Source organism: Pseudomonas sp. D2002 (genome assembly GCF_013385735.1).
In the GTDB taxonomy this organism is placed as follows: Bacteria; Pseudomonadota; Gammaproteobacteria; order Pseudomonadales; family Pseudomonadaceae; genus Aquipseudomonas.
In genome coordinates this window covers 48,043-74,015 of sequence record NZ_JACAPL010000013.1, presented here as the reverse complement: position 1 = coordinate 74,015, position 25,973 = coordinate 48,043, and the positions used below count along the sequence as shown (strand labels likewise).

At 62.5% G+C, this 25,973-nt stretch carries 26 protein-coding genes; 15 read left to right on the top strand and 11 right to left on the bottom strand.

All coding sequences use genetic code 11. The features are described from left to right. Positions 1 to 12 precede the first annotated feature (12 nt). From HX783_RS23680 to HX783_RS23670, 3 genes are all read right to left on the bottom strand, one after another. Positions 13 to 606 carry a cytochrome b gene (locus HX783_RS23680; protein WP_159957764.1) on the bottom strand — a complete coding sequence of 198 codons (594 nt, stop codon included), beginning with the start codon at positions 604 to 606 and terminating at the stop codon, positions 13 to 15. A gap of 114 nt (positions 607 to 720) precedes the next feature. Continuing rightward, on the bottom strand, positions 721 to 1,548 hold the full coding sequence (gene phnX / locus HX783_RS23675; RefSeq protein WP_177018437.1) for a phosphonoacetaldehyde hydrolase: 828 nt from the start codon (positions 1,546 to 1,548) through the stop codon (positions 721 to 723). Then, positions 1,545 to 2,672, bottom strand: coding sequence for a 2-aminoethylphosphonate--pyruvate transaminase (locus tag HX783_RS23670; protein WP_177018436.1), 1,128 nt, complete (start codon positions 2,670 to 2,672; stop codon positions 1,545 to 1,547). Before HX783_RS23670 ends, phnX begins: the two co-directional genes overlap by 4 nt. A gap of 111 nt (positions 2,673 to 2,783) precedes the next feature. Between HX783_RS23670 and HX783_RS23665 the strand changes: the two genes are divergently transcribed. Then, positions 2,784 to 3,641: a LysR substrate-binding domain-containing protein gene (locus tag HX783_RS23665; protein ID WP_177018435.1), complete on the top strand. Its 858-nt coding sequence runs from the start codon at positions 2,784 to 2,786 to the stop codon at positions 3,639 to 3,641. Between the two features lie 99 nt (positions 3,642 to 3,740). Then, positions 3,741 to 4,448, top strand: a complete 708-nt coding sequence (locus tag HX783_RS23660; RefSeq protein WP_090402660.1) for a YebC/PmpR family DNA-binding transcriptional regulator — start codon at positions 3,741 to 3,743, stop codon at positions 4,446 to 4,448. 138 nt (positions 4,449 to 4,586) lie between these two features. Here the strand turns inward: HX783_RS23660 and HX783_RS23655 are convergent, their stop codons facing one another. Then, on the bottom strand, positions 4,587 to 5,891 hold the full coding sequence (locus HX783_RS23655; protein ID WP_177018434.1) for a protein kinase: 1,305 nt from the start codon (positions 5,889 to 5,891) through the stop codon (positions 4,587 to 4,589). A gap of 39 nt (positions 5,892 to 5,930) precedes the next feature. Beyond that, a complete protein-coding gene (gene zapE / locus HX783_RS23650; RefSeq protein WP_177018433.1) occupies positions 5,931 to 7,040 on the bottom strand; it encodes a cell division protein ZapE in 1,110 nt (369 codons plus the stop codon). A 225-nt stretch (positions 7,041 to 7,265) separates the two neighbouring features. On the opposite strand from zapE, the gene HX783_RS23645 reads away from it, so the two are divergent. From HX783_RS23645 to HX783_RS23615, 7 genes are read left to right on the top strand one after another with little or no spacing between them, the layout of a single operon-like run. Then, on the top strand, positions 7,266 to 7,757 hold the full coding sequence (locus HX783_RS23645) for a spore coat U domain-containing protein (protein ID WP_174245681.1): 492 nt from the start codon (positions 7,266 to 7,268) through the stop codon (positions 7,755 to 7,757). Further along, the gene (locus HX783_RS23640; protein WP_159957750.1) at positions 7,751 to 8,296 is read left to right on the top strand and encodes a spore coat U domain-containing protein; all 546 of its coding nucleotides are present in this window, start codon (positions 7,751 to 7,753) and stop codon (positions 8,294 to 8,296) included. The genes HX783_RS23645 and HX783_RS23640 overlap by 7 nt, the downstream gene beginning before the upstream one ends. 18 nt (positions 8,297 to 8,314) lie before the next feature. Further along, complete coding sequence (locus HX783_RS23635) at positions 8,315 to 8,848, top strand: spore coat U domain-containing protein (protein ID WP_159957748.1); 534 nt, start codon at positions 8,315 to 8,317, stop codon at positions 8,846 to 8,848. Positions 8,849 to 8,853: 5 nt separating this feature from the next. Then, positions 8,854 to 9,354: a spore coat U domain-containing protein gene (locus HX783_RS23630; protein ID WP_256347267.1), complete on the top strand. Its 501-nt coding sequence runs from the start codon at positions 8,854 to 8,856 to the stop codon at positions 9,352 to 9,354. A gap of 27 nt (positions 9,355 to 9,381) precedes the next feature. Continuing rightward, positions 9,382 to 10,167, top strand: a complete 786-nt coding sequence (locus HX783_RS23625) for a molecular chaperone (RefSeq protein WP_177018432.1) — start codon at positions 9,382 to 9,384, stop codon at positions 10,165 to 10,167. Positions 10,168 to 10,209: 42 nt separating this feature from the next. Continuing rightward, complete coding sequence (locus HX783_RS23620) at positions 10,210 to 12,603, top strand: fimbria/pilus outer membrane usher protein (RefSeq protein ID WP_177018431.1); 2,394 nt, start codon at positions 10,210 to 10,212, stop codon at positions 12,601 to 12,603. Between the two features lie 17 nt (positions 12,604 to 12,620). Beyond that, entirely contained in the window at positions 12,621 to 13,610 is a 990-nt protein-coding gene (locus HX783_RS23615; protein ID WP_371317707.1) for a spore coat protein U domain-containing protein, read from the top strand. Here HX783_RS23615 and HX783_RS23610 read toward each other — a convergent pair. Then, on the bottom strand, positions 13,607 to 14,338 hold the full coding sequence (locus tag HX783_RS23610) for an anti-sigma factor (RefSeq protein WP_177018430.1): 732 nt from the start codon (positions 14,336 to 14,338) through the stop codon (positions 13,607 to 13,609). The two genes, HX783_RS23615 and HX783_RS23610, sit on opposite strands and share 4 nt — an antisense overlap. After that, positions 14,335 to 14,841: an RNA polymerase sigma factor gene (locus HX783_RS23605; RefSeq protein WP_159957738.1), complete on the bottom strand. Its 507-nt coding sequence runs from the start codon at positions 14,839 to 14,841 to the stop codon at positions 14,335 to 14,337. Before HX783_RS23605 ends, HX783_RS23610 begins: the two co-directional genes overlap by 4 nt. Positions 14,842 to 15,038: 197 nt before the next feature. Between HX783_RS23605 and HX783_RS23600 the strand changes: the two genes are divergently transcribed. From HX783_RS23600 to HX783_RS23580, 5 genes are all read left to right on the top strand, one after another. Then, a complete protein-coding gene (locus HX783_RS23600) occupies positions 15,039 to 16,646 on the top strand; it encodes an amino acid adenylation domain-containing protein (RefSeq protein WP_177018429.1) in 1,608 nt (535 codons plus the stop codon). Next, on the top strand, positions 16,639 to 17,937 hold the full coding sequence (locus HX783_RS23595) for a hypothetical protein (protein ID WP_177018428.1): 1,299 nt from the start codon (positions 16,639 to 16,641) through the stop codon (positions 17,935 to 17,937). Before HX783_RS23600 ends, HX783_RS23595 begins: the two co-directional genes overlap by 8 nt. Before the next feature lie 41 nt (positions 17,938 to 17,978). Further along, a complete protein-coding gene (locus tag HX783_RS23590; RefSeq protein WP_177018427.1) occupies positions 17,979 to 18,743 on the top strand; it encodes an enoyl-CoA hydratase-related protein in 765 nt (254 codons plus the stop codon). A 112-nt stretch (positions 18,744 to 18,855) separates the two neighbouring features. Further along, positions 18,856 to 19,938, top strand: a complete 1,083-nt coding sequence (locus tag HX783_RS23585) for a catalase family peroxidase (protein WP_177018426.1) — start codon at positions 18,856 to 18,858, stop codon at positions 19,936 to 19,938. Continuing rightward, positions 19,935 to 20,474, top strand: a complete 540-nt coding sequence (locus HX783_RS23580; protein WP_177018425.1) for a cytochrome b — start codon at positions 19,935 to 19,937, stop codon at positions 20,472 to 20,474. Before HX783_RS23585 ends, HX783_RS23580 begins: the two co-directional genes overlap by 4 nt. A 42-nt stretch (positions 20,475 to 20,516) precedes the next feature. Here the strand turns inward: HX783_RS23580 and HX783_RS23575 are convergent, their stop codons facing one another. Together HX783_RS23575 and HX783_RS23570 are read right to left on the bottom strand one after the other, a co-directional pair. Further along, entirely contained in the window at positions 20,517 to 21,668 is a 1,152-nt protein-coding gene (locus HX783_RS23575; protein ID WP_159957726.1) for a M14-type cytosolic carboxypeptidase, read from the bottom strand. Positions 21,669 to 22,132: 464 nt separating this feature from the next. Next, positions 22,133 to 22,483 carry a DUF6124 family protein gene (locus HX783_RS23570; protein WP_177018424.1) on the bottom strand — a complete coding sequence of 117 codons (351 nt, stop codon included), beginning with the start codon at positions 22,481 to 22,483 and terminating at the stop codon, positions 22,133 to 22,135. Positions 22,484 to 22,612: 129 nt separating this feature from the next. On the opposite strand from HX783_RS23570, the gene HX783_RS23565 reads away from it, so the two are divergent. Continuing rightward, positions 22,613 to 23,248 carry a LexA family transcriptional regulator gene (locus HX783_RS23565; protein WP_177018423.1) on the top strand — a complete coding sequence of 212 codons (636 nt, stop codon included), beginning with the start codon at positions 22,613 to 22,615 and terminating at the stop codon, positions 23,246 to 23,248. Here the strand turns inward: HX783_RS23565 and HX783_RS23560 are convergent. Both HX783_RS23560 and HX783_RS23555 read right to left on the bottom strand, forming a co-directional pair. Further along, positions 23,245 to 25,170, bottom strand: coding sequence for an acetyl/propionyl/methylcrotonyl-CoA carboxylase subunit alpha (locus HX783_RS23560; RefSeq protein WP_177018422.1), 1,926 nt, complete (start codon positions 25,168 to 25,170; stop codon positions 23,245 to 23,247). The two genes, HX783_RS23565 and HX783_RS23560, sit on opposite strands and share 4 nt — an antisense overlap. Next, the gene (locus HX783_RS23555) at positions 25,167 to 25,973 is read right to left on the bottom strand and encodes a gamma-carboxygeranoyl-CoA hydratase (protein WP_177018421.1); all 807 of its coding nucleotides are present in this window, start codon (positions 25,971 to 25,973) and stop codon (positions 25,167 to 25,169) included. Before HX783_RS23555 ends, HX783_RS23560 begins: the two co-directional genes overlap by 4 nt.

Below are 25,973 nucleotides of genomic sequence, written 5' to 3'. Positions count from 1 at the left end.
GATTGCGGTCTATCATTCAACAGATTTGGTGACTGACCCGCCGCCTTCGCGAGCGAGCCCGCTCCTACCCGGCATCATGCGCAGCGCCGTGTTATCGCGCAGGATGTAATGGTGAATGATCCCCGCCAATGCATGCAGCCCAATCAGCCAGTAGCCGATCTTGCCGAACAGCACGTGCCAGCCTTCAATCTGCTTGGCCAGCGCCTTGTTCTCAGCGATCAACGGCGGCAACTCGATGCCGTAGAACATCACCGAATGCCCCTCGGCGCTGACGATCAACCAACCGGCAATCGGCATGCCGATCATCAATGCATACAGCGCAACATGCATCAGCGTGGCCAGCAGGCTTTGCCATTGTGGCGGCGTCGGCACGATTTTCGGTGCCACCCCCAGGCTGCGTGCAAACAGGCGCAGCCACACCAGCACGAACACGGTCAGGCCGAACATAAAGTGCATTTCGACGATCAACGTTCGCGCGCCACTGCCTTTGGGGAATTGGCCGCGTAACTCTATGCAGGCGTAAACCACCGCCAGCAGCACCACCATCAACCAGTGCAGCGCAATCGACATGGTGCTGTAGCGCGTATCGGAGTTTTTCCACGGCATCGCTGTGTTCCTCACTCATCAGGGCAAACCTCCATTCTTTAGTGACGGAGTCCTTTAACTGTATGCCGTTTTTGAGCGATTCGCCTGGCGTAAGTGCCGTTGTTTTGACCTCAATCAGTGGCTTTGTGGCATTTCACCGCGGGCCAGGCGCTGGTTGATGTCGGTGATCACTGCAGGCAGGTCGTTGATAGTGTCGATCAGGTAGTGCGGGCGTGAGCCTTCGAACAGTTTCTCGATGCGTTTGCGCTCGCTGTTCAGAGTGGCGGCGTCCAGGTCGCGGAATTGCTCATAGGTCAGGCCCAGCGCATTGCCCGAGCAGGTGAGGGCGACGGTCCACGTGCCGGCGCGGCGGCCTTCGAGGATGCCCGGCACGGTGTCGTCGACCTTTACGCAAGCCGCCACATCGTCAATGCCCAGCGCAATCACGTTTGCCAGCGCCTGGGCTGGCCATGGGCGGCCGTTGGGCACTTCGTCGGTGGCGACCACGTGGTCGGCGAAGTAGCCATTGGTGGCAGCCAGGGCGACGACTTTGTCCATGACCTGCTTGGGGTAGCCGGAGCAGGAGCCGATCTTGATGCCCTGCACACGCAGGCGCGCAATGGTGTCGAGGGCGCCGGGAATCAGCGCCGAGTGCTCGGCGATTTTCTCGATCTGCAATGGCATGAAACGCTGGTAGATAGCGGTTACGTCGTCATCCGTCGGCAAACGGCCAAAGGCCTTGCGATAACGCTCGGCCACCTGCGGCTGGTTGCAGAGCGTGCGGATATGGTCCCACTTGCCCATGCCCATCGGGCCACGGGCTTCGTCGATGGAGACTTGCACGTCGAACTCGGCGAAGGCTTCGACGAAAATCTGCGTGGGGGCGAAGGAGCCGAAATCGACCACGGTGCCGGCCCAGTCGAGGATAACGGCCTGCAGGGTGTTGGGGTTTTGATAGTTCATGGCTGCGATCCAAACGATGAAAGGTTGATGTGCAGGGCGTGCAACGCCTGGGCGATGGCGGCGACGGCGGCGCGCATGTCGGCGGCGTCGACATGGCCGATGCAGCCCACGCGGAAGGTGTCGACTTCGGTCAATTTGCCGGGGTAAAGGATGAAACCCTTGGCCTTGACCCGTTCGTAGAAGTCCTTGAACTGGTAACGCGGGTCTTGCGGCGCATGAAAGGTCACGATGATCGGCGCCTGGATCGCCGCTGGCAGAAAACTGCGCAGGCCCAGTTCGGCCATGCCGTCCAGCAGCGCCTGGCAGTTGGCGGCGTAACGCTGATGGCGCGCGGGCAACCCGCCTTCTTCGTGATATTGCAGCAGGGCTTCGTGCAACGCGGCGACCACGTGGGTCGGCGGGGTGAAGCGCCATTGCCCGGTCTTGGCCATGTAGCGGTGCTGGTCGAACAGGTCCATGGCCAGGGAGTGGCAGTTGCCTTCGGCGGCGGCCAGTGCCTGCTTGTTGGCGAACACGAAACCCATGCCCGGCACGCCTTCCAGGCATTTGCCGGACGCTGCGATCAGCGCGTCGAACGGCACTTCGCGGGCATCAATCGGCAGCGCGCCGAAGGAGCTCATGGCGTCGATGATCAAGCGTTTTCCGTGGGTTTTAACCACCTGGGCGATGTCCGGCAGCGGGTTGAGAATGCCCGTGCTGGTTTCGCAGTGGATCAACGCCACGTGGGTGATGGCCGGGTCGGCGTGCAGCAGGCGGTCCACAGCGGCCGCAGTAGTGGGCTCATCTTCGGCGGTTTCAAAGGTGCTGAAATCGCGGCCGAGTACTGCGCAGATCTTCGCCAGGCGCTTGCCGTAGGCGCCGTTGATCAGCACCAGTACCTTGCCGTCACGCGGCACCAGCGTGCCGATGGCGGCTTCGACGGCGAACGTGCCGCTGCCTTGCAAGGGCACGCAGTGGTGACTGTCGGCGCCGTTGAGGATCGCCAGCAACTGCTCGCAGACACTCGCGGTGAGTTGGTTGAAGCGCTCATCCCATGAACCCCAGTCCACCAGCATGGCCTGGCGCGTACGGGCCGACGTGGTCAGCGGGCCGGGTGTGAGCAGGATCGGCGCGGCGGTGGTCATCTCAAGTCCTCGCAAGTCTCGGGGTTGAATCTACGGCGCCTAAATTGCAGTTTGGCTTGTTATCAATCAAATTGTTTGTTGTTATGCGAGCTATCAGTGAGGCCGATAGCTATGAACCTGTTTCAATTGCGTGCATTCGATGCAGTGGCCCGCGAGGGCAGCTTTACCCGAGCGGCCGCACGGCTGTTTATCAGCCAGCCGGCGGTGACCGGGCACATCAAGGCGCTCGAAGAGCACTACCAGATTCCGCTGTTGCGCCGCACAGCCCGGCGGGTGGAGTTGACCGAGGAGGGCACCCGCCTGGCGGCGATCACCCGCGCGATTTTCGGGCTGGTGGATGAGGCGCAGACCTTGCTGGAGGCCAATCGCCAATTGCTCACCGGGCGCCTGGAAGTCGCGGCGGATGGCCCGCACCTGGTGATGCCGATGATCGCCCGCCTGCGCGCGAGTTACCCCGGCATCACCGTCAACCTGCGGCTGGGCAATGCCCAGGACACGCTGGCAGCGTTGTTGTCGGAACACGCGGACGTGGCGGTGCTTACCGAGGTAGAACCGCGCAATGGCCTGCACCTGCAAGCGCTGAGCGAATCGCGGATCTGCGCGTTGGTGCCGACAGGGCACCCGTGGCTCGCCGACCCGGCGGGTATTCGCCTGGAGCAATTGCACGAGGTGATCATGGTGCTGCGCGAGCCCAGTTCGATTACCCGGCGCACCTTCGACAGCGCCTGCGCCAGCGCCAACGTGCAGCCCAGGGTGTTGCTGGAGCTCGACAGCCGCGAGGCGGTAACCGAAGCCGTCGCCGCTGAACTGGGCGTGGGCGTGGTGTCGTCGATGGAGGTCAGCCGCGACCCGCGCGTGCATGCGATCGCCCTGCAGGGTGACGGCCTGGTCAACCGGCATATGCTCGGTTGTCTCGAGCGACGCCGCTCATTGCGCTTGATCCAGGCGTTTTTCGAGTTGGCGTCTTGACGGTTTTTTGCTGGAACGATTTTTTTTTGCCCTATAAACTCTGCCCCCAAAGCGCCGGCCAGTAGACGTCTCGGCGCGATGGACAGAAGAGAGTGAGTCATGGGCGCACAGTGGAAAGTCAAACATAAAGAAGCGGCATCGAATGCCAAGGGCAAAATCTTCGGCAAGCTGGTGAAAGAAATCACCATCGCCGCCCGCAATGGCGCCGACACCGCGACCAACGCCCACCTGCGTCTGGTGGTAGAACAGGCCAAAAAGGCCTCGATGCCCAAGGAAACCCTGGAGCGCGCCATCAAAAAAGGCGCCGGCCTGCTGGGTGAAACCGTGCAGTACCACCGCGTGACCTACGAAGGGTTCGCCCCGCACCAGGTGCCGCTGATCGTTGAGTGCGTGACCGACAACATCAACCGTACCGTGGCGGAAATCCGTGTGGCATTCCGCAAGGGACAACTGGGCGCTTCCGGCTCCGTGGCCTGGGACTTCAACCATGTCGGCCTGATCGAAGCCTCGCCGGACACCCCGGATGCCGACCCGGAAATGGCCGCAATCGAAGCCGGCGCCCAGGATTTTGAAGACGGCGAAGAAGAGGGCACCACCCTGTTCATCACCGAAACCACCGACCTCGATGCCGTGCAAAAAGCGCTGCCGGAGCAGGGCTTTACCGTGCTGTCGGCCAAGCTGGGCTACATCTCGAAGAACCCGGTGAGCGGTTTGACCGACGAGCAGATGGCTGAAGTCGAAGCCTTCCTGGAAGGCTTGGACAACCATGACGACGTGCAGGATATGTTCGTTGGCCTGGCTGGCTGATTTATAACTGACTAGAACGCGGTAAAAAATGTGGGAGCGGGCTTGCTCGCGAATGCGCAGTGTCAGTCACTGATTGGGTGACTGACACACTGCATTCGCGAGTAAGTCGAATCGTCGCACCGCCGCTCCCACATTTGATTAGTGGTGCGGCAGAGCTTGCAGCAAGGTGTCGATGTCTTCAAAGCTCGGCCGCGCCAACACATCAGGCTGGCAGCAGCTGTTCTGCAGCGCGACCAACGCTTCGTCGTTGAACGGCGTGTCGACGCGCTCCAGCAACTCCCCCAGCAACACTCCAAACGCCCGCACTTCAATGCGCTGCAACGCCCTGGTTTCCACGGTATCCGCCGTGGCATGGAACGACGCCGCGCCAAAGTCGCCGAGCAGGCAGTCGCCATCGGCGTTCCACAGAATATTGTGACCGTACAGGTCGCCATGGGTGATGCCGTGCCGGTGCAAGTGCGCCGCCACCGAGGCAATGCCCCGCGCCATGTGCAAGGCCACTTCAGGGCTGAAACGCGTGCTCGGTGCGTAGATGTCCCGCGTGCACGACGCCAGGCTCGGCAAGGCGGCGAGGTTGCGGTAGCTCGGGTCGATCAGGTCCATCACCAGCGCGGCTTGATCTTCGGGATGGCCCACCACGCGGCCTTCCACCTTGATCAGGTTGGGGTGCAGGCCAGCGGCGATGCAGGCCTGCATTTCATGCAACGGTGAACCATCGCTGGTGATCGCGCCTTTGTACAGTTTGACCGCCACAGGCAAGGCCTGCGGCTTCCATAGCGCCTTGCGGATGATCCCCGAGGCGCCTTCGCCGAGCACATCGCCCAGTTCCAGGTCCGCCCAGGCAATGTTCGGCGTTGCGTCATCGACGGCTAATTCCACCGCCATCTCCACCGGGTTACCGGCATAGGCCAGCCAGGTCAGGCTCGGCAGCGTCAGCAGCCACTCGGGCAATTGGGTCAGGCGGTTGGAGGCGATGCGGATCAGCTCCAGGTTGTGGCAGTTGATCAGGCTGTGCGGCAGTTCCGTCAGTTGGTTGCCGGCCAGCATCAGTTTTTGCAGCAGCGGCCGCTCGCCCAATTCGCTGGGCAATTGGCTGATGCGGTTATCGGTGAGGATCAGCCAGCGCAACTGCGGCGGCAGTGCGGCGGCGGGCACGTGGCTGATCTGGTTGGCCTTGAAGCCGATCATGCTTAGCTTGGCGCACTGGCCCAGGCATTCCGGCAACGCGGTGAAGGCGTTGTCCGAGCAAAACAGCACGCGCAGGTGCGACAGGCGATGCAGGTCGTCGGGCAGGCTGCTCAGGGCGTTGCCCGTGAGGTTGAGGATTTCCAGCGAGTCGGCCAGTTCGAAGATTTCCCGCGGGAATTCGGTCAGCCCGCAGGACAGGTCCAGGCGCGTGGTGCCTGCCAATTGGCCGGCCTTGAGTTGGGCGAGGGTATTCATGAACGGCGCGGTCACTCGGCAAGAGGGCGTAAAAGGCGCTCATGATACCGGGTGATGCGCGGGTTGCGGGCACAGGCTTTGCAATTCGGCGGTTTGTAATTGATGCAGGCGGCTGGCCGTGCGGGCAAGGTCGATGGCTTGGCCTTCCAGGCAGTGCGCCAGCGGCTGTTGACCGATCAGCGTCAGGCGTTTGTCCTGGTCGTAAAGCACGTCCACCAGGTTGATAAAACGCTGTTGCACGGCGATTGGGCATTCGGCCAATTGCGGCAGCCCGTCGATGATCCAGTGGTCGAAGTCCTGACACAGCAGCAGGTAATCCATCACGGCCGTGAGCTGTTCGCAAAGGTCGTTGAAGGTGAAGACGATGGTCGGCGCCTGATGGCTGCGACACCGCAACTGGCGGTTGCCGACTTGCAGGGTCTGCGCCGGGCCATCCACGACGGGCAGCCCCAGCGCTTCACGCTGGGCAGCTGTGCCGGGCCATACATACTGACCGGCGCTGAAGCGTTGCTCGGTATGCGCCTGGGGCAGGCTGCGAAAGTCTTGGGGCGAGCTGACTTCCAGCACGTCCATGCGTGCGGCGATCAGGTCGATCACCGGCTTGAACCGTTCGTGGTACAGCGGGTTGGGCAGCAACCCCTCGGGGGCATAGTTGGAGGTCACCAGCACCCACACGCCACGTTGGAACAAGGCCTTGAACAGCCGGCTGATGAGCATGGCATCGCCGATATCGTGCACATGGAACTCGTCGAAACACAGTACTCGGCAACCTGCCAGCAGCTCGTCCAGGGTGACACCCAAGGCATCGTCGTGCTCGCGGTGCTGGAACATGCCGCGATGCAGGCGCGCAAAAAACGCGTGGAAATGCACGCGCTGCTTCTCGGCAATCGGCAACGCCTGGAAAAAACCGTCGAGCAGCCAGCTTTTGCCGCGCCCCACCGGGCCGTGCAGGTACAGGCTGCGCGTCGGCGTGGCGGTGAGCAGGTGCTCGGTCTCGCGGGCCAGGGCGGCAATCGCCTGGGTTTGGCCGGTGCTGAGGGTGTAGCCCTGCTGCTCGGCTTTTTGCTTGAAGAACGCCGGGATAGGCGAGGGGCCCGAAGGTGCGGTGGTTTTACCGAGCAGGCGCCGGATCAGGGGAAGCACAGCCAATGCAAGTCACTCTGTAGTGCGGTGGTTGCTCACTTTAGGGCGCCCGTCACGTTTTGACCAATAGAGAAGGGCGCTGCCAGCTATCTCGAAACAGCATGTCGCAGCTGTAATCCTGTCCAGACTGGCAGTTTCCCCCTGAGTGACTAACCTCCTACACAGCAATTACCCCTGTACAAAGGATTGGGTGCAGTGAAGGGACGAGTGGTATTGGCAGTCATGGGCACGATGCTCTGCAGCACGGTTTACGCTGCGCAGCTCCAAGTGGAGGTGCGCATCGACGTGCAGCGGGGCTGCCAGCTGGTGGGCACCACCCGCAGTGCTGGCATCGAGCAGCTTGGCGTTTTGGATTTCGGCAGCGGCCCGCGTCTGGATGACCCGGCCGGCCCCTTGAGTGCGGCGCTGATCAGCCAGCGCCAGCCACGCCTGGAATGCAACCCCGACACTCCCTATCAAATGCGCGTCGACGGCGGCCTGCACGGCGGCGTAGGCGAAGTACGCTACCTGAGTGCCGCAACCCCTTCGAGCAAACCCATTCCCTATCGTATTTACGCCGATGCAGCGCGGCGAATTCCGTTGTCCGTGAATGAACCGCTGAGCGGGCGCGTGCCGGACTCCGGCTCGGTCGACCTGCCGCTGTATGGCCGCATCGAACCGCTCAAAGACATCCCCGCCGTCGGCCGCTACACCGACCTGCTCAAGGTCACGGTCACATGGTAAGCCGGGTTTGGGCCCTTGTGGCCATGGGCGGCCTGTTGCTGCTGGCGGATGACGCCCAGGCGGCAGCGGTCAACGGGCAGATCCACGCGCGCTTGGTGATCACCGCCAGTTGCGAAGTCAGTAAAGGCGTAGAAAGCGCACCGGTCAGCCCCACGGGCGGCACCGCGTTGCTCGACTTCGGCAGCCAGGGGCCGACCTGGAGCAACCCCTTGGGCGCAGGCGTGACCGACGGCAGTAAGGCGCCGCTGTCGGTGTCGTGCAACCCCTCGGTGGTCAGCAGTTTCACCGTGACCATCGACGGCGGCGCCAACGGCGACGGTACCACACGGCGCCTGAGCAACGGGCGCCAGACCATTCCCTATCGGCTCTCGGCTGACCCGCTGGGCCACAGCGACTACAGCATCGGCCAACAACGCAATTTCGTCGTGACCAAGGGCACACAAGTACCGATCCCGGTATTCGGCTCGGTGGTGGCGAATACCAGGGCCCTACCGGCCGGCATCTACACAGACACCCTGACGGTGACTCTGGATTGGTAAACCATGAGGATGAACATCATGCATGCACTTGTATCGAAAGCGGTTTTTCCATTGATGGCACTGGTGTGGGTGTCGGGGGCGCAGGCGGCGACCGTGGCCGGCACCGTCACCGCGACGCTGGTGCTGACCAGCAGTTGCCAGGTCAATGGCGCGGCGGCGACCGGCGGGATGAGCTTCGGTAACTTGAACTTCGGCACGGCCAACAGCCTGTTCACCGAAGCCGACGGCCAGGTGCTGGGCGGCGGTGGCGGGGCGTTGTCGATTCTGTGTTCGGCGGGCACTTCGCCGACGCTGACCGTGTCCGCCGGCGCCAATGACGGCAAATCCACCGGCGGCGCCCGCGCGCTGTACGACGGCGTTGCCAACTACGTGCCGTATGACTTGTACACCGACAGCGGGCATTCGCAGCTGCTGGCCATCGGCGGCGTGATCAACCTGGCGCCGAGTACGGGTGTTGCCCAGGCCGTAAATATTTACGGTAAGGCCAATGGCAAGGCTGGGCTGCCGGCCGGTACGTATACCGACACGGTCAACGTGACCCTGACGTTCTAAGGGCCATGAGCCGGGCAGGGTGGGCGGCGTTGGCGGTGTGCTTCGGCTGGGGCATGCCGGTGTCGCTGCTGGCGGTGACCAGCCAATCGTTCCAGGTCAGCGCGACGATCACGCCCGGTTGCCTGGTGGTCGGTGGCGGAACGAACTACGGCAGCCTGGTGTTCGGCACGTATTCGGCACTGGCGACCAGCACGGCGTCGGTCGCACTCACCGGCGGCGTGACCCTGCAATGTACGCCGGGGGTGGCGCTGAACATGAGTGTCGATGGCGGTTTGCACAACAACAGCGGCCGGCGGATGCAGCTCAATAGCGGCACCGCCCAAGTGGCGTATCAGCTGTTTCGGGACGCGGCGTTCAGCCAGAGCCTGGGCATCAGCCAAAGCGTGAGCGTGACGTACGCCAACGCCGCCAGCATCACCTTGCCGATTTATGGGCGAGTGCAGTTACCGGGTAATACGCCTGGGGGGACGTACAGCGACACGTTGCAGGTGCAGCTGTCGTGGTAAGGCGATTGGCAATAAGGAGTGAGACCTATGTATGCAGCTTCCCGGCAGTGGTGGGCAGCGGGTTTAAGCGCGGTGTTGGGGTTGGCGGCGTGGCAGGCCCAGGCGGCCAGCTCGGTGCTGATTTGGCCGATTGACCCGGTGCTGGAGGCCGATCAACAGGCCAGCGCATTGTGGCTGGAGAACCGTGGCACCGAGACCGCTAACCTGCAAATCCGCGTGTTTGCCTGGACCCAGAGCGGCTTTGATGAGCAGTACCAGAACCAGCGCGACGTGATTGGCAGCCCGCCGGTGGCGAAAATCGAGCCGGGGCAGAAGCAGTTGGTGCGCCTGACCCGTACCAAAGAGGTGCCGCCGGGCCAGGAATTGGCCTATCGCATCATCATCGATGAGATCCCCTCGGCCACGCCGCCCGCCGCCCCGGCCGATGGCAAGACCGCCGCCGCGGTGCGTTTCCAGATGCGTTATTCGGTGCCGCTGTTCGCCTATGGCCCAGGCCTGTGGAGCAAGGTCGATGGCACCCGCGATCGTGACCCGAAGGGCGCCGGCAAGCCGGACCTGAGCTGGAAAAAAGTCAACATTGGCGGGCGCAACTACGTCGAGATGCGTAACCAGGGCGCCGTCCACGCGCGTTTGACCGATGCCACCTTCAAGCAGGGCGGCCAACCGCGGCCACTGGTGGAAGGTCTGATGGGCTATGTGCTGCCGGGCGCGACCATGCGCTGGGCGGTGCCGGATGGGCTGCCGGCGGATCAGCCGTTGCAGGTACGTGTGAATGGTGCGACGCAACTGGAGAGCCTCGCGCCAGGGCGATAAAACAGTGCGGTAGGGCATGGAGCATGCCCCTGGTGTTAACGGATGGAGATGTCCATTGATGGACACAAAGCCTTGGTGAGCCATGGTCGGGCTCGATATCTATGGCGATCGGTGTGGGTGGTGAGTGGCTTGTCCGGTCTGGCGTTTGCGGCGCCGAGTCTGGCCGCGCCGTTGCCGCCCCCTCCCAGCAGTATGGAGGCTGTTGCCGATGCTCAGTTGTTTCTGGAACTGGTGGTCAACCAGATGGACACCGGGCGCGTGGTCGCCGTCAATCAGCGCGCCGGGCAATTGTTTCTGCCGGCCTCGGTGTTGCAGGAGATCGGCATGAAGCTGCCAGGCGAGGTGGGCGCCGAGGTCGCGCTGGAAAACCTGCCGGGCCTGCACACCGATTACGACAGCCAGGGCCAGCGCCTGATGCTCACGGTGCCACCCGCCTGGTTGCAGGAGCAATTTATCGGCAGCCGCAATAACTACCCGCGAACCCAGGCGCTGACCAGTTTCGGCGCGTTGCTCAACTATGACGCCTACCTGAACGACACGGATGACGCCGGCACTTACCTCGGCATCTTCAACGAAGTCAGGCTGTTCGACAGTTGGGGCACGCTGTCCAACACCGGCCAGTACCGCACCACCATTGGCCGGGAGACAGCGGGCAGCAGCCTCGACAATGGCTATCGCCGTTATGACACCACGTGGCGCTTTTCCGACGATGAGCGCCTGCTGACCTACGAAGCGGGCGACGTAATCAGTGGCGCCTTGCCCTGGAGCACCTCGGTACGCCTGGGCGGCGTGCAGGTATCCCGCGACTTTGGCGTGCGCCCCGATCTGGTCACTTACCCCTTGCCACAGTTCGCCGGGGAAGCGGCGGTGCCGTCGTCGGTGGACCTGTTTATCAACGGGTACAAAACCAGCAGCGCCGACCTGCAGCCGGGCCCGTACACCCTCACCAACGTACCGTTTATCAACGGCGCGGGGGAGGCGGTGGTGGTCACCACCGATGCCCTCGGCCGGCAGGTGTCGACCACGGTGCCGTTCTATGTCACCAGCACGCTGTTGCAAAAGGGCTTGTCGGATTTCTCGGTGGCAGCGGGTAACCTGCGCCGCGATTACACCGTGCGCGATTTCGGCTACGGCCCCGGCGTGGCCAGTGGCACCTTTCGCTATGGGCTCTCGGATGCGTTTACCCTGGAAAGCCACGCCGAAGCCTCCGGCGACCTTGCCTTGGGCGGTGTCGGCGGCAACCTGCGCATGGGCAATTTCGGCGTGCTCAACACCGCCGTCAGCCAAAGCCAGTTCGACGGCCGCACCGGCCAGCAGTTGAGCCTGGGCTACCAATACAGCAATCAGCGTTACAGCCTGTCTTACCAACGCGTGGAACGCCGCGATGAATACGCCGACCTGAGCCTGGTCGATACGCCGTATGCCAGCCTCAGCAAGCGCAGCCAGCAAGCCACCTTGAGCCTGAACCTCAACGATTTCGGCAGCCTCGGCGTGGGTTATTTCGATGTGCAGGCGGCGGACGACTCGCGCACGCGCCTGGTGAATATGACCTGGAGCAAATCGTTGTGGCGCAACAGCAGTGTTTACCTGTCGGCCAACCATGAAGTCGGCGACAGCAGTTGGGCCGTGCAGGCGCAAGTGGTTATTCCCTTCGACGTCTACGGCAGCCTCAGCGTGGGCAGCGAACGCAGCAAAACCGGGCAAAGCCTGCAGCGCGTCAACTACAGCCGTGCGGTGCCCGCCGAGGGTGGCGTGGGCTTTAACCTGGGTTACGCCAGCGGTGATGGCCCGGCTTATCGTCAGGCCGACCTGACCTGGCGCCTGCAGTCGGTGCAATTGCAGGCGGGCGTGTACGGCACCAGCGACGCCGAAACCCGCTGGGCGGATGCCAGCGGCTCGCTGGTGTGGATGGACAACCAAGTGTTCGCCGCCAACCGCGTCAACGATGCGTTTGTGGTGGTGAGCACCGACGGCGTCAGCGGCGTGCCGGTGCGCTACGAGAACCAGGTGGTCGGCGAAACCGACCGCAACGGCCACCTGCTGGTGCCGTGGACCAGCGCCTACTACCGCGCCAAATACGAGATCGACCCACTGAACCTGCCGGCCAACGTACAGGTGCCGAATGTCGAGCAACGCGTTGCCGTGCGCCGGGGCAGTGGGTATTTGCTGGAGTTCCCGGTGCGCCGGGTGCTCGCCGCGAGCATCACCTTGGTCGATGCCCAGCATCAGGATCTGCCCCTGGGCAGCCAGGTGCGCCATGAACAAAGCGGCGCGTTGGCGGTGGTCGGCTGGGACGGTCTGGTCTACCTGGAAAACCTCGCGGCGCATAACACCTTGCAGGTCACGGTCGGCGACGGCCAGACCTGCCAGGCCACGTTCGAGCTCGATACAACACAGGAGCAGGTGCCGCTGATCGGGCCACTGGTGTGCCAATGACATAAAGGAGTGTGCGTGTGCGGGTCAAGGAATGGCTGTTGCGGTTACTGCTGTTGGTGGGCCTGGGCGTGTCGGCGCAGGTGCAGGCGGTGTGCTCGGTGGCCGCCACCGTCCCGGCCAGCTTTGGCACGACGGTGAGTTCGATGACCGTGCGCACCACCTCCCAGCCCAGTTCGACCACCAACGGTGGCTTGAGCTGCACGCCCGCCGTACTGTCGGTATTGACCTCCAGCGACCATTTCTATGCAACCGTTACCGGCTCTTCACAAGGCGGTTTGGTCGGGCCAACCGGTGACGTGATCAACTATACGGTTTACGCCAACAACACCACCGCGTTCCCGATGACACGCGGCACGGCGTTCGATTTCGGCGGCAGTGGCGGGATTGCCGCATCCCTTGGCCTGGTATTCGGGCCCGGCACAAAAGTCGTGCCGTTGTACTTCGCCACCACCATTGGCAGCAACGTGGCCGCAGGTGTGTACAGCGAAACCCTGAGCATTTTCTGGAACTGGAACTATTGCTCCGGCATCGGCATCGGCGGGGTATGCCTGGGCCGCGAGGTCAACAGCGGCACCACCACGCTGAACGTGAGCATGACCGTGGTCAATGACTGCCAGATCACCACACCGCCCATCGCGTTCGGCAGTGCGCCGGTGGTCGGGGCGTTTTCCACCGTCAGCGGGCAGGCCAGTGTGGCGTGCACCAAGGGCAGCGCCTATACCGTCGGGCTCAGCGATGGGCAGAACCCCGTGAGCGTTGGCGGGCGGCGGCGCATGGTGTCCGGGAGTAATTTTCTCGCCTACGACATCTTCCAGGGGGCCGGCACCACCCGCTGGGGCAGCGTGGGCGCGGCGCGGCGGGCCAGCTCCACGGCCGAGATCAACCCCGGTAACGGCCTGGGCACCGGCAGCCAGGTGTTCAACTACAACGCCAAGGTCTACACCGACCAGACCACGCCGCCCGCTGGCACCTATATCGACAACGTGGTGCTCGATGTCGGCTTCTAGAACTTCAACGTAGTCGGCTGACCCACCGGGCTGACCACGGCGTAGTTGTAGCCGCTGCCGGACCAGTACTCGGCCTGCAAGCCATCGGCGCTGCGGCTGCCGCGCGGCAGGAAGCCGTTTTCCGGGCCCGGTGGGCGGATGTAGAAACTGATGCGCCGACCTTGCCCGTCTTCGTACAGCACCATGGCGGCAGCGCCTTGCTCGGTGGTGAGCAAACGCCCGCTCACCGGTTTGAAGCCCGATTGGCTCAAGTCCGGCAGGCGATGGGCCTGGTTGAAGTAGCGGTCCAGCCAGGCCTGCATGCTGCCGCTGTCCTCGGCGTTGTAGTCGGCGGGCATGATGCCGTCCTGGGCAAACAGGCGGAACGCCTGCATCGCGTCGGCCATCGGCAGCGTCGCCGGTTGCGTGGCTTCACGGGCGTGCCAGCCGCCAATGCCGCCCAGGCTGATTGCGATCAGCAGCACGGCGGCGCTGGCGAAGTGGCGGCGCGACTGATGCTTGATGCGCTGGCGAATCAGTGCCGGGTCCAACTCGGGGTTCGCGGGTTGCTGCAACGCGCCGCTCAGTGACGCGCGCAGCGCCTGCGCATCCTGTTGCCAGGCGTGCACCTGGGCGGCGACTTCCGGGTGGGCAGCCAAGTAGGTTTCAAGCACGCGGCGGTCGCTGTCCAACAGTTGGTGATCGACGTAGGCATGCAAATCGCGTTCGCTGGGGGGCAGGCTGATCATTTGAGTATCCGCAGGGAAGGGCTGGCAATTTCACCATCGCTGAGTTGACGCAAGGCTTGGCGCGCCCTGGACAGGCGCGACATGACGGTACCCACTGGCACCTCAAGGATAGCGGCAACCTCCTTGTAGCTTAAGCCTTCGACCGACACCCAGAGCAGCAAGGCGCGCTGTTCGGTATTGAGTTGATCGAAGGCTTGCAGGGCCGATTGGGCCATCACCGTGCGCTCCACCGACGGTTGCGCGTCGTCACGGCCGGTGAAGAAGTCGAGCATGCGCGCGTAGCGGCGACTGCGGCGATGGGCGTCGAGGAACTGCCGGTAGAGAATCGAGAACAGCCAGGCGCGCAGATCGCCTTCGATGCGTTTGTCGGCCCAACTGATGATCGCTCGCTCAAGGGTCGACTGCACCAGGTCGTCGGCGCTGCTGGCGTTACGGGTCAGGGACACGGCAAAGCGCCGCAGCCTGGGGATGACTTCACGTAACTGTTCGTCGAGTTCGTGCATGGGGCTGGTGTCTGGCTAAGTATGTAGGTGGGGGACGCCGGCCATCGTAGGTTATTCCATCAGCGGCTGTAGGAATGCTGAATTTTTACGTAAGAGATATCGGTAATGTCGATGGGCCTGTAATACCCCTCACGCCGCTCAATCAACCCTCGTACCTGCCGGAAACCCTTCGGCAGTGACCGAATGAGGGTGTGTTCATGAGTGTGTCACCAACCGATAAAGCAGCTTTTTCCCTGAATGCGCTCGGTCATCTGCCCGCCGAACAACAGGGTAAATTTGAGCATTGGGGGCGTGGGGTCTCTGCCACGCCAAGTCATGGCTGCGTGCATCACGCTATCGAAATGCAGGTAGCGCTCACACCTCAGGCGGTAGCCGCCGAATGGGCGGGCCAGCGTATCAGCTATGAACAGCTCAACCGCCAAGCCAACCGACTGGCCGCGCATCTGATCGAGCAAGGCGTGCGGCGCGGCGACACGGTGGCGTTGTTCGTTGAACGTTCGATTCCCATGCTGGTGGGGTTGCTGGCGGTGTTGAAGGTCGGTGCCGCGTATGTGCCGCAGGATGCCCGGATCGTACCGCCATTGCAGTTGGCGAGGGTGCTTGAGTCATTGAGCAGCCCGCTGGTTCTGACCCTGTCGAACCTGAAAGATTGCCTGCCCTCGGCCGCCATGCAGAGTCACCTGTGCCTTGACGAGTTCCTCGCTGAAGAGCCCTGGGTGGCGCAGGACAATAACCGGCCGTTTTCTCCCGCTGACACCGATGACCTGTGTTTTGTACTGTTTACCTCCGGCACCACAGGGCGCCCCAATGGCGTGCGCGTAAGCCACCGCAACCTGTGCAACGTGCTGCTGACGGAACCTGGGCGGATGGGAATGGCGCCCGGCCGTAACGTGGGGCAGATTCTCAATATCGGTTTTGATATGGCCGCCTGGGAAATGCTCGGCTGCCTGGCGCAGGGCGCGACGCTGCTGATCCGCGGTAAGGACTTTGCGCAAACGGCTGCGCGCTGCCATGTGTTGATCGCAACACCCTCGATATTGGCGACGCTGGCGCCCGAGCAGTGTCCTGATCTGAAGGTGGTCGCGGTCGCCGGTGAGCCCTGTTCCCAGGCGCTGGCTGACCGTTGGGCAGGGCATTGTGAGTTCTATAACGGTTGCGGGCCCACCGAAACCACCATCGTCAACACGTTGCATCGGCATGCGCCTGGCGCCGCGTTGACCATCGGCAGGCCAACGCCCAACAACACCGTGTATGTGCTCGATGCCGAAGGCCGCGCCTGCGAACTGGGTGCAACGGGTGAGATGTGGGCCGGTGGGGCAGGCGTGACCGCCGGTTACCTGAACAATCCGGCGCTGACCCAGGAGCGTTATCGTCCGGACCCGTTTCTGGGCGGGGATGCACTGATGTTTCGCACGCGCGATCTGGGGCGCTGGACGTTTGATGGGCAGCTCGAACACCTGGGACGGGTCGATGATCAAGTCAAGGTGCGCGGGTTTCGCGTGGAACTGGACGCGGTGTCCCGTGCGCTGGAGGCTGGCGAAGGCTGTACGCAAGCCGTCACGCTCAAGCTCGACGACCGCACCCTGGTGGCCTTTGTCGTGCCGGTCAGCGCCAATGTTGATGACTGCAAACACCAGTGTGAGCAGCAGTTGGCGTACTACTGTGTGCCCTCGATGATCTGCGCGGTGGAGCATTTCCCGCTCACTGCACGGGGCAAGATCGACAAGGCATTGCTGCTGCAGCAGGCGCGCAAACGCCACGTTGCCAGGCTTGCCCTGCCGGCAGTGGAGGCCATGTATGTTTGATCGGCTGGCCCAAATTGTCGTGCCGCCGAAGCGGCCACTCTGGCGGCGCTGGCGCGCATTGCCGATATTTTCCTATTACAACCGTCTCGTTGCGTCAGTGTTGCTGGGCAATATCGCGTTCGTGCTGCTCGGGCTGGATTGGCAAACCCCGTCCGTGCAGACCCTGTCGCAGATGGTGTTGATCAACCTGTCGGTGGCGATCCTGGTTCGCCAGCACTATGTGATCAATGCGTTGTTCTGGCTGGCAACGCGCGTACCGCTGTGCTGGCCGCTGCGTATCCGGCGCAGCGCGGCGAAGGTTTACCACTTCGGCGGGCTGCACAGTGGCGCGGCGCTGGCCGCGACCGCGTGGTTCACGGCGATGTTCGGTGTTCAGGGCGCACGGTATCTGCAGCAACCGGGCAATGTGTCGTCGGTCTGGATGTGGCTGGCCAGCCTGCTGCTGGGCCTGTTGCTGTTGATGGTGATCATGGCTCATCCCCAAATTCGAGGCCGGTTTCACAACGGTTTCGAACGGGTCCATCGCTTCGCCGGATGGTCGGCGTTGCTGTTGTTCTGGGGGCTGACGCTGTTGGCGTCGATTGAGCAGGACGCGCAGTTGTTACGAAGCGGCGCGTTCTGGATGCTGGTGTTGCTGACCTTGAGTATCGCCTTGCCGTGGCTGCGCCTGCGCAAAGTCGCGGTTGAACATACTCGGCCTTCGGGGCACGCAGTTATTACCCGCTTCGCGCACACCACGCCGTTTGCCGGTTCCTCCACCACGATCAGTCGGCACCCGCTGTTGGAGTGGCACGCGTTTGCCAATATCCCGACACCGAACGAGGCCGGGTTTCGCTTGATCATTTCCCGGGCCGGGGACTGGACGGGGCGCTTCATCGAGGATTTGCCCCGCCACGTGTGGGTCAAGGGCATCACCACGGCCGGGGTCGCTCATGTGGAAGCGTTGTTCAAATCAGTGGTGTATGTGGCGACCGGTAGCGGCATCGGCCCGGTGATGCCGCACCTGTTGGCGGCCAAGGTGCCGATTCAGTTGATCTGGTCCACCCGCAGCCCGAGGAAGACCTACGGTGATGCATTGGTGGACGAGATCCTGCGCGCGCAGCCGAACGCGCTGATCTGGGACACCGATGAACGTGGCAAACCTGACCTGGTGCAACTGACCTACGGCGCGGTGCAGGTGTTTGGCGCGGAAGCCGTGATCTGCATTGCCAATCAGCGTTTGACGCGGCGCGTGGTGGAAGAAATGGAAGCCAGGGGCATACCCGCTTATGGCGCGATCTGGGATTCGTGATGCAAGACGCGGTTTCAGTACATCAATCTATGGAGGTGCTTATGAATGTAATAGTCGAGCGTCACGGTCGGGTAGTGTTGGTCCGTCTGAACCGCCCCGAAGTAAAAAACGCATTGAACTCAGCGCTGATGTCGGAGCTGGTCACCTGTTTGACGGGCCTGGACCAGGACCCTCAAGTCGGTTGTTTTGTGGTCACCGGCAGTGCCGAGTATTTCGCCGCCGGGGCCGATATCAGGGAAATGAGCGGCAAGTCGTATCTGGACATGCTCAACGAAGATTATTTTTGCGGCTGGGAGGGTTTCACCAAGCTGCGTACGCCCACCATCGCCGCCGTGGCCGGTTACGCTTATGGTGGGGGATGTGAGCTGGCGCTGATGTGCGACATGATCTTTGCCGCCGACACCGCCACCTTCGCCCAGCCGGAAATCAAGCTGGGCGTGATCCCGGGCATGGGCGCGACCCAGCGGCTGACGGGGTTGATCGGCAAGGCCAAGGCGATGGATCTGGTGTTGACCGGCAGGCCAATGATGGCCTGGGAAGCGGAGCAGGCAGGGCTGGTGTCGCGGGTTTATCCGGCGGCGGTGTTGCTGGAAGAGACTCTGGCGGTAGCGACGCAGATTGCCGACTTTTCCCGCACTGCCACCCGGGCAGCACGTGAGGCTGTGGGGCTGGCGCTGGAGGTGGGTTTGCACGATGGGGTACGCCTGGAACGTCGGCTGTTTCATGGCTTGTTTGCGACACCCGATCAGCAGGAGGGCATGCGTGCTTTTCTGAGCAAGCGCCAGGCTGTGTTCAATCAGGTGTAGAGAGAAAGGAGGGGAGATGCGCGTTCTGCTCTGAGAATAACTACAGTGAAGGGGGAATAAACCTACGTGGGATTCGTCTCATAGCTCTTTTCCCTCTGTGCTGGAGCTTTTCATGGTAGATCACTCATCACCGCCCCGTCCGCCGCTCAGCACGGCGAGCCTGATCGCACGGCTCGCCGGTATCGGCGCCGTGGTTGCCGTTGTAGCCGGTGCGTTTGCCTACGTCAACGGCACGCTCGACCCACAGCGCCTGCGCCCCAAGACGTTGGTCAACGCACTGGAAACCAATAACGGCCTGCACCCGGGCTTCCGCCGCAACCATGCCAAAGGCGTGTGTGTGGCCGGTTATTTCGAGAGCAGCGCTGAGGCGCGCGCTTACTCCAGTGCCCAAGTGTTCAGCGCGGCGAAAACTCCGGTCATCGGCCGTTTTGCCTTGCCCAGCGGCAACCCTTACGCGCCGGACAGCAGTGTGCCGATCCGCAGTTTTGCCCTGCAGTTCAGCCAGGCCAACGGCCAGCAATGGCGCACCGGCATGAACAGCATGCCGGTGTTCCCGGTGGGCACGCCTGAGGCGTTCTACCAGATGCTCAAGGCGGGGGCGCCAGACCCGGCCACCGGTAAGCCGAACCCGGCGAGCATGCCGGCGTTTTTTGCCGCGCACCCGGAGACGGCGCCGTTCCTGGCGTGGGTCAAGACGGCCAAGCCTTCGGCCAGTTACGCGACTGAAACCTACAACGGCATCAATGCGTTCTATCTGGTGAGCGCCGATGGCAAGCGTCAGGCGGTGCGCTGGGGCGTGGTGCCGCAGAGCCAGGATGCAGCGGGCGATACCGCGCCGTCGGGCAGTGATTTTCTCGAAAAAGACTTGGTGCAGCGCCTGGCTTCAGGGCCACTGCGTTGGCAGTTGAACATGACCCTGGCCAACCCGGGCGATCCTTTGGATGATGCGAGCAAAACCTGGGCCGGTGAACACAAGGTGCTGAACGCGGGCACTCTGGTGCTGCAAAGCAGCCAGCCGCAAGCGGACGGTGATTGCCGCGATATCAACTTTGACCCGCTGATTCTGCCCAGTGGTATTCAAGCCTCCAACGACCCGCTGTTGGCTGCGCGCTCGGCCGCCTATGCCAGTTCGTATGTGCGCCGCGCCGGTGAAGTCAGCCCACTGCACAGTGCCCCTCAGGAGTCGAAGCCATGAATGTTCAACCACAGTTTTTTGCGCCACTGGCGCGTCTGCTGCATTGGCTCATGGCCCTGATGGTCATCGCCATGTTGTTTATCGGCGCGGGAATGGCGGCGTCGGTGTCGGAGCGCCATGAGTGGTTGATTCACCTGCATAAGCCGCTGGGCATTGCGATTCTGGCGCTGGTGATTGTGCGGCTGGTGGTGCGTTTTTCCACCCGGCAACCGCCGCTGCCCGCCGATTTGCCACTGTGGCAAGCACTCGCAGCCAAGGCGTCCCATGTGTTGTTGTACGGGTTGATGCTGGTGTTGCCGCTGCTGGGCTGGGCGATGATTTCGGCGGCCGGTGACCCGGTGATGCTCAGCAGTTCCGTGCAATTGCCGGCGCTGGTGGGGGCCAATGCGCCGTTGTTTGCGCTGTTGCGCAAGGCCCATGGTTACCTGGCTTATCTGCTGTTTCTGACGGTGTTGTTGCACTTGGCGGCGGCACTGTTCCACGGGCTGATTCGCCGCGACGGTGTGCTGCAAAGCATGACCGGTACCAAGCACTGATGGTTGTGGCGAGCGCGCACGCTCGCTCGCCACAACAAGCAGTCAGCGCAAGTTGCCGACGATATCGGCTACGGTGCTCAGTACGTCCTTGCCCAGCTGTTTGGAGCGCTCACCCGACCAACCGGTCTTTGGGTTGGGCGCGTCGTCGTTGTCCTTAAAGGGCATTTCCAGGGTCAGCGACAGGCAGTCGTACTTCTCACCGACCGCATTGCAGGCCAGCGTCATGTTGGCCTCGCCCGGCAGGTCGCGGGTGTAACCGTGGGTGGTCTGGAAGTCACGGGTCAACGCGCTCAGGTGGGTGCGGAACTGTTTTTCCAGGGCTTCCAGACGCGGTGTGTAGCCTGGGTTGCCTTCGCAACCGGCGGTGAACACGTAAGGGATTTCTTCGTCGCCGTGGATATCGAGGAACAGGTCAACGCCGTACGTTTCCATCTGCTGCTGGACGAACAGCACTTCCGGGCTGATTTCCTGGCTGGCGCTCTGCCAGGCACGGTTGAGGTCCTGGCCCATGGCGTTGGTGCGCAAGTGGCCGTGGAAGGCGCCGTCGGGGTTCATGTTGGGGATCAGGTACAGGTCGGCGACGGACAGCAGCTTTTTCAGCTCAGCGTCACCGTCCTGTTGCAGACGCTCAATGATGCCTTCCATGAACCACTCGGCCATGTGTTCGCCGGGGTGTTGCTGGGCGATGATCCACACGCTGCGTCGGCCTTCGCCACCTTTACCGCGGCGCAACAATTGGATGTCGCGGCCTTCGGCGCTTTTACCGGTAGCCAGCAATTGGGTGCCGGCCCGGTTCAGGGCCTGCTCGATCAGCCAATCGTGACGCTCGCGGCTGTAGGGTTCGAAGTAGGCGATCCAGGCGTGCTTCTCGCGGGTTTCCAGGCTGATGTGCAAGGTTTCGCCATCAAAGCGCGTGGGCACGCGGAACCAGTTGATATGGTCGTAGGACGCCACCGCGTTGTAGCCGCTCCAGGCGTTTTTGTAGGAGGACTGGCTCGCGTTGCTCAGGCGAAACGTGTGGGTGTGGCCCACGTGCATGCCTTCGGCCTTAAAGTGGAACCATTGGAAATGCGCGCTGCGAGTATCGGGTTTGATCGCCAGCAGCAATTGATAGGCGTCGCTGGCATCCAGGACCTGGATATTGCCGCTGTCGAAGTCGGTGCTGATCTTGATGGAGGTCAAGGCCACGGTCATAGTCGGGTCGCCTGAGTACGAGAGGTGTGGCGGATATCTTACAAGGAGTCAGGCAAAATTCTGATGCGAAATTGTTGCAGAGGGGAGGGGGCGTCGTCCTTGACGCCGCAGCAGCTTAGAATCTATGAGATTGATTCTCAAGCGCTATTTCGCAAAGATCCGGGCTAGAGCGCCCGTTCGACTTTCTTTTCGCGATGGTCTTTTGCTACCATGCGCGCCATCGAGCAACACACAGTCTTCATTAGCCTGAAGCCATGCCAGGGAAACTGGCAAAAAAAAGACCCGGCCAAAGAGCCGGGTCAAAAACCGTGATTAGCCTGATGAGGAGATATTCCAAGAGTCCGACCTAAGGTCCCTTGGTCTATCGACTGATCTCGCGATCAGCTGAGCCCAATAATAATCATTATCATTTGCAAGTCAAATATTTTTATCCGTGGGATAGAAATATTTTTGCGCGCTGCCGGTTATGCGTTTGCCTGACCCACTGGCGCCCGCAACGTCTGCTCCACCATCGCCTTCGCCATATCAATCAAATACACCACTGAAAACGCCAGGTCCCGCCCGTCGCCACGGCGACTGCTTGCCGACTCATAGGCTGCCGCTGCTGCGCTGCGCAATAGGTCTGAAGCGTGAATCAACGCGTCCTCATGGCTGATGCCGGGCTTGATGTCGAAAAACGGCTCGTCCGCGACCGGCGCGCACACATCTTCTTTCAAGTAATAGTCGAGTGCGCGCCGGGCGGCGCCGCTGTTGCGCATCCCCAACAGTTCGTCGGTTTCAGGCGTGCCGGGCAGGTGATTCGGGCTGGTCGTCATGAGGGCGGGTACTCTGAGTGAATGTCGAAAACCTTCCCTCGATAATAGTACGAATCGTATTTATGTCATTTGATGGATTACTACAAACTGTTTATTGTCGTGGCAAATACGCAACGTATTGTCTCGCCCATGGATAACTGGATAGCGTTGGTCAAAGCCAACATGAAAGACCGCAAGGTCACGCAGGATGAACTGGCCGAACGCTTGGGCATGTCCCAGGGCGGTGTCGGCCATTGGCTCAACAAGCGCCGTGTGCCAAGCCTGGCGGACATGAACCGGGTGCTCGCCGAGCTGGGGTTGGGCTACTTGGAAGTCGCGCTGGAAATTCGCCAGAAAGCCGAAGAGGCGCCGGCTCTGGAACATCACTACAACCCGTATTTCCGCTACCCGGTCAGCGACTGGAAAGGCGTCTGCGAAATACGTGAAGAACGCCCGACCTACGGTGCCCCGCGTTTCGAACTGACCGATTACCACGCCCGTGGCGAAGCCTTCTGGCTGCCAGTGACGGGCGACGCCATGACCGCCCCCAGCGGGCTGAGCATCGGCGACGGCATGATGATCCTGGTAGACCCGGCCATCGATGCCGAACCCGGCAAGTTGGTGGTCGCCCAATGGGCCGACAGCCGCCAGGCAACCTTTCGCCAATTAAGGGAAGAAAGCGGCCAGCTTTACCTGGTGCCGCTCAATCCCACTTACCCCAAGCTGCTGTTCAGCGACGATTGCCGAATCCTCGGCGTGGTCGTGCAAGCCACGGCGAAGTTTTAGCCCGCCGTTTCGAGCTCGACCAGGGCACTGCCTTCGGCAACCATTTCGCCTTCCTGGCAAAACAATGCTTTGACCACCCCAGCCTGGGGCGCGCGGATGCTGTGCTCCATCTTCATCGCCTCGAGCACCACCAGCTGCGTACCGGCTTCGACTGCCTGGCCGACCTCCACCAGCACCCGCACGATGCTGCCGTTCATGGGCGCCGTTAGACCACCCTGATGGGATTGGTTAGCCTCGACGGCGGCAATCGGGTCAAACAGGCTGACGGCATGCATCTCGCCGTCCCAGCGCAGGTACACGCTGCCTTCGCTGCGCACCGCCAGATGAGCGCGACGCACGCCGTTGTGTTCGATCGACAGCTGCTCGTCTCGCCACTGCGCGTTGGCACCCTCGAGCCTCACCCGCCGGTCCTGCCCATTGCAGCTCAAATGCAGTGACACCTCGGCAGGCAGCCCGGCACGAAACCCGCGCGTATCGGCCCACGGACCACTGCCTGCGGGCAAACTCTGCATAAACGCCGCGCCCGCCGCCTGCCAGAACGCATCGCTTAATTCACCTGGCTGGGGCAGCAGCTCGTCCTGATAACGCGGGATAAATCCGGTGTCCAGCTGCGCTGCCGCAAATGCCGGATGACCGATGATGCGCCGCAAAAAGCCCAGGTTGGTCTTAAGCCCGCCCACGGCAAACTCATCGAGCATGCTCAACAACCGCAGGCGCGCCTGTTCGCGGTCTTCGCCCCAGGCAATCAACTTGCCGAGCATCGGGTCGTAAAACGGCGATACGGTGTCGCCTTGTGCTACGCCGCTGTCCACGCGGCGGCCCGGGCCTGGCGCCGATTCGCGGTACAGCGCCAGGTGCCCGGTGGCCGGCAGGAAATCATTGGCCGGGTCTTCGGCATACAAGCGCACTTCAATCGCATGCCCGATCAACGGCACCTGTTCTTGCGTGATCGGCAGCGGCTCACCCTGGGCGACTCGGATCTGCCAGGCCACCAGGTCGAGGCCGGTAATCGCCTCGGTCACCGGATGCTCCACTTGCAGCCGCGTGTTCATTTCCATGAAGAAAAACTCACCACGCGCGTCCAGCAAGAACTCCACGGTACCGGCGCCTACATAACCGATGGCCTGCGCTGCGCGTACGGCGGCTTCACCCATGGCTTTGCGTTGTTCAACACTCAAGCCCGGTGCCGGCGCTTCTTCCACGACCTTTTGGTGGCGACGTTGAATCGAGCAGTCGCGCTCATTGAGGTACAGGCAATGGCCGTGCTGGTCGGCGAACACCTGGATCTCCACATGGCGTGGCTTGAGCAGGTATTTCTCCACCAGCATCTGCCCATTGCCGAAGGACGACAGTGCCTCACGCTGGGCCGACGCCAAGGCTTCCGCCAGTTGGCTGACGTCCTCGACCACCTTCATGCCTTTGCCGCCGCCACCGGCCGTGGCCTTGAGCAGCACCGGGTAGCCGATGCGCTCGCAGGCATCGCGGAAGGTTTCCAGGTCCTGGGCTTCGCCGTGATAACCCGGCACCAGCGGCACACCGGCGGTTTCCATCAACGCTTTGGCGGCCGATTTGCTGCCCATGGCGTCAATCGCCGAGGCGGGCGGGCCGAGGAAAATCAGGCCTGCCGCTTCAATCGCACGTGCAAAACCGGCGTTTTCCGACAAAAAACCATAGCCCGGATGGATCGCCTGGGCGCCGCTGGCCTGGGCGGCGGCAATCAGCTTGTCGATCTGCAAGTAACTGTCCGTGGCCTTGCTGCCGCCCAAGTCGACACGGATATCCGCCTCGCGGCTGTGGCGTGCATCGCGGTCGATGGCGCTGTGGACGGCCACGGTGGTCAGGCCCATGGCCTTGGCCGTGCGCATCACGCGGCAGGCAATTTCGCCGCGGTTGGCCACCAGTACAGTGGTCAGTGTGTTCATGAACGAGGCTCCTGCGCTTGCCAGTTGGGCGGGCGTTTTTGCAGGAAGGCGCGCAAGCCTTCCTGGCCCTCCGCGCTGACGCGAATCCGTGCGATGGCGTTTTCGCAATAACGGCGCAGGGCCGGGGTGAGGGCGCCATTCCCGACTTCGCGCAGCAAGTCTTTGCTGGCGCGCATCGCGGCGGGGCTGTTGAGCAGCAGGTTGGCGACCCAGTGTTCCACCTGCTGGTCGAGCTCGCTGGCCGGATAGCTTTCCGCCAACAAACCGATGTCCCGCGCACGTTGGCCGCCAAAGCGTTCGGCGGTCAGGGCATAACGCCGCGCCGCGCGCTCGCCGATGGCCTGCACCACGAACGGGCTGATCACCGCCGGGGCCAGGCCGATACGCACTTCCGACAAGCAGAACTGCGCGTCATCGGCGCCAATCGCCATGTCACAGCAACTGATCAGGCCCAGCGCGCCCCCGTAGGCGGCGCCTTGCACCACTGCAAGCGTGGGGATTTTCAGCTTGGCCAGGTTGTACATCAACTCCGCCAGCTCGCGGGCGTCGTCGAGGTTGGTGTGGTAGTCCAGTTCGGCCGATTGCTGCATCCAGGCCAGGTCGGCACCGGCACTGAAATGCTTGCCACGCCCTCGCAGCACCAGGAAACGCAGGGCCGGGTCGCCTTGTACGTGGTCGAGGGCGATGATCAGTTCGCGGATCATTTCGGCATTGAACGCGTTGTTTTTGGCTTCTCGACTGAGCCACAGCGTGGCAAAGCCACGGCTGTCGGTAATCAGTTCGAGGGTGTTGAAATCGCTCAT

What these genes read in the sequence shown, in the direction of transcription:
- HX783_RS23680 (WP_159957764.1), bottom strand. Translation starts at nt 606, where the DNA reads ATGCCGTGGAAAAACTCCGATACGCGCTACAGCACCATGTCGATTGCG.
- phnX (WP_177018437.1), bottom strand. Translation starts at nt 1,548, where the DNA reads ATGAACTATCAAAACCCCAACACCCTGCAGGCCGTTATCCTCGACTGG.
- HX783_RS23670 (WP_177018436.1), bottom strand. Translation starts at nt 2,672, where the DNA reads ATGACCACCGCCGCGCCGATCCTGCTCACACCCGGCCCGCTGACCACG.
- HX783_RS23665 (WP_177018435.1), top strand. Translation starts at nt 2,784, where the DNA reads ATGAACCTGTTTCAATTGCGTGCATTCGATGCAGTGGCCCGCGAGGGC.
- HX783_RS23660 (WP_090402660.1), top strand. Translation starts at nt 3,741, where the DNA reads ATGGGCGCACAGTGGAAAGTCAAACATAAAGAAGCGGCATCGAATGCC.
- HX783_RS23655 (WP_177018434.1), bottom strand. Translation starts at nt 5,891, where the DNA reads ATGAATACCCTCGCCCAACTCAAGGCCGGCCAATTGGCAGGCACCACG.
- HX783_RS23645 (WP_174245681.1), top strand. Translation starts at nt 7,266, where the DNA reads ATGCTCTGCAGCACGGTTTACGCTGCGCAGCTCCAAGTGGAGGTGCGC.
- HX783_RS23640 (WP_159957750.1), top strand. Translation starts at nt 7,751, where the DNA reads ATGGTAAGCCGGGTTTGGGCCCTTGTGGCCATGGGCGGCCTGTTGCTG.
- HX783_RS23635 (WP_159957748.1), top strand. Translation starts at nt 8,315, where the DNA reads ATGCATGCACTTGTATCGAAAGCGGTTTTTCCATTGATGGCACTGGTG.
- HX783_RS23630 (WP_256347267.1), top strand. Translation starts at nt 8,854, where the DNA reads ATGAGCCGGGCAGGGTGGGCGGCGTTGGCGGTGTGCTTCGGCTGGGGC.
- HX783_RS23625 (WP_177018432.1), top strand. Translation starts at nt 9,382, where the DNA reads ATGTATGCAGCTTCCCGGCAGTGGTGGGCAGCGGGTTTAAGCGCGGTG.
- HX783_RS23620 (WP_177018431.1), top strand. Translation starts at nt 10,210, where the DNA reads ATGGAGATGTCCATTGATGGACACAAAGCCTTGGTGAGCCATGGTCGG.
- HX783_RS23610 (WP_177018430.1), bottom strand. Translation starts at nt 14,338, where the DNA reads ATGATCAGCCTGCCCCCCAGCGAACGCGATTTGCATGCCTACGTCGAT.
- HX783_RS23605 (WP_159957738.1), bottom strand. Translation starts at nt 14,841, where the DNA reads ATGCACGAACTCGACGAACAGTTACGTGAAGTCATCCCCAGGCTGCGG.
- HX783_RS23600 (WP_177018429.1), top strand. Translation starts at nt 15,039, where the DNA reads ATGAGTGTGTCACCAACCGATAAAGCAGCTTTTTCCCTGAATGCGCTC.
- HX783_RS23595 (WP_177018428.1), top strand. Translation starts at nt 16,639, where the DNA reads ATGTTTGATCGGCTGGCCCAAATTGTCGTGCCGCCGAAGCGGCCACTC.
- HX783_RS23590 (WP_177018427.1), top strand. Translation starts at nt 17,979, where the DNA reads ATGAATGTAATAGTCGAGCGTCACGGTCGGGTAGTGTTGGTCCGTCTG.
- HX783_RS23585 (WP_177018426.1), top strand. Translation starts at nt 18,856, where the DNA reads ATGGTAGATCACTCATCACCGCCCCGTCCGCCGCTCAGCACGGCGAGC.
- HX783_RS23580 (WP_177018425.1), top strand. Translation starts at nt 19,935, where the DNA reads ATGAATGTTCAACCACAGTTTTTTGCGCCACTGGCGCGTCTGCTGCAT.
- HX783_RS23575 (WP_159957726.1), bottom strand. Translation starts at nt 21,668, where the DNA reads ATGACCGTGGCCTTGACCTCCATCAAGATCAGCACCGACTTCGACAGC.
- HX783_RS23570 (WP_177018424.1), bottom strand. Translation starts at nt 22,483, where the DNA reads ATGACGACCAGCCCGAATCACCTGCCCGGCACGCCTGAAACCGACGAA.
- HX783_RS23565 (WP_177018423.1), top strand. Translation starts at nt 22,613, where the DNA reads ATGGATAACTGGATAGCGTTGGTCAAAGCCAACATGAAAGACCGCAAG.
- HX783_RS23560 (WP_177018422.1), bottom strand. Translation starts at nt 25,170, where the DNA reads ATGAACACACTGACCACTGTACTGGTGGCCAACCGCGGCGAAATTGCC.
- HX783_RS23555 (WP_177018421.1), bottom strand. Translation starts at nt 25,973, where the DNA reads ATGAGCGATTTCAACACCCTCGAACTGATTACCGACAGCCGTGGCTTT.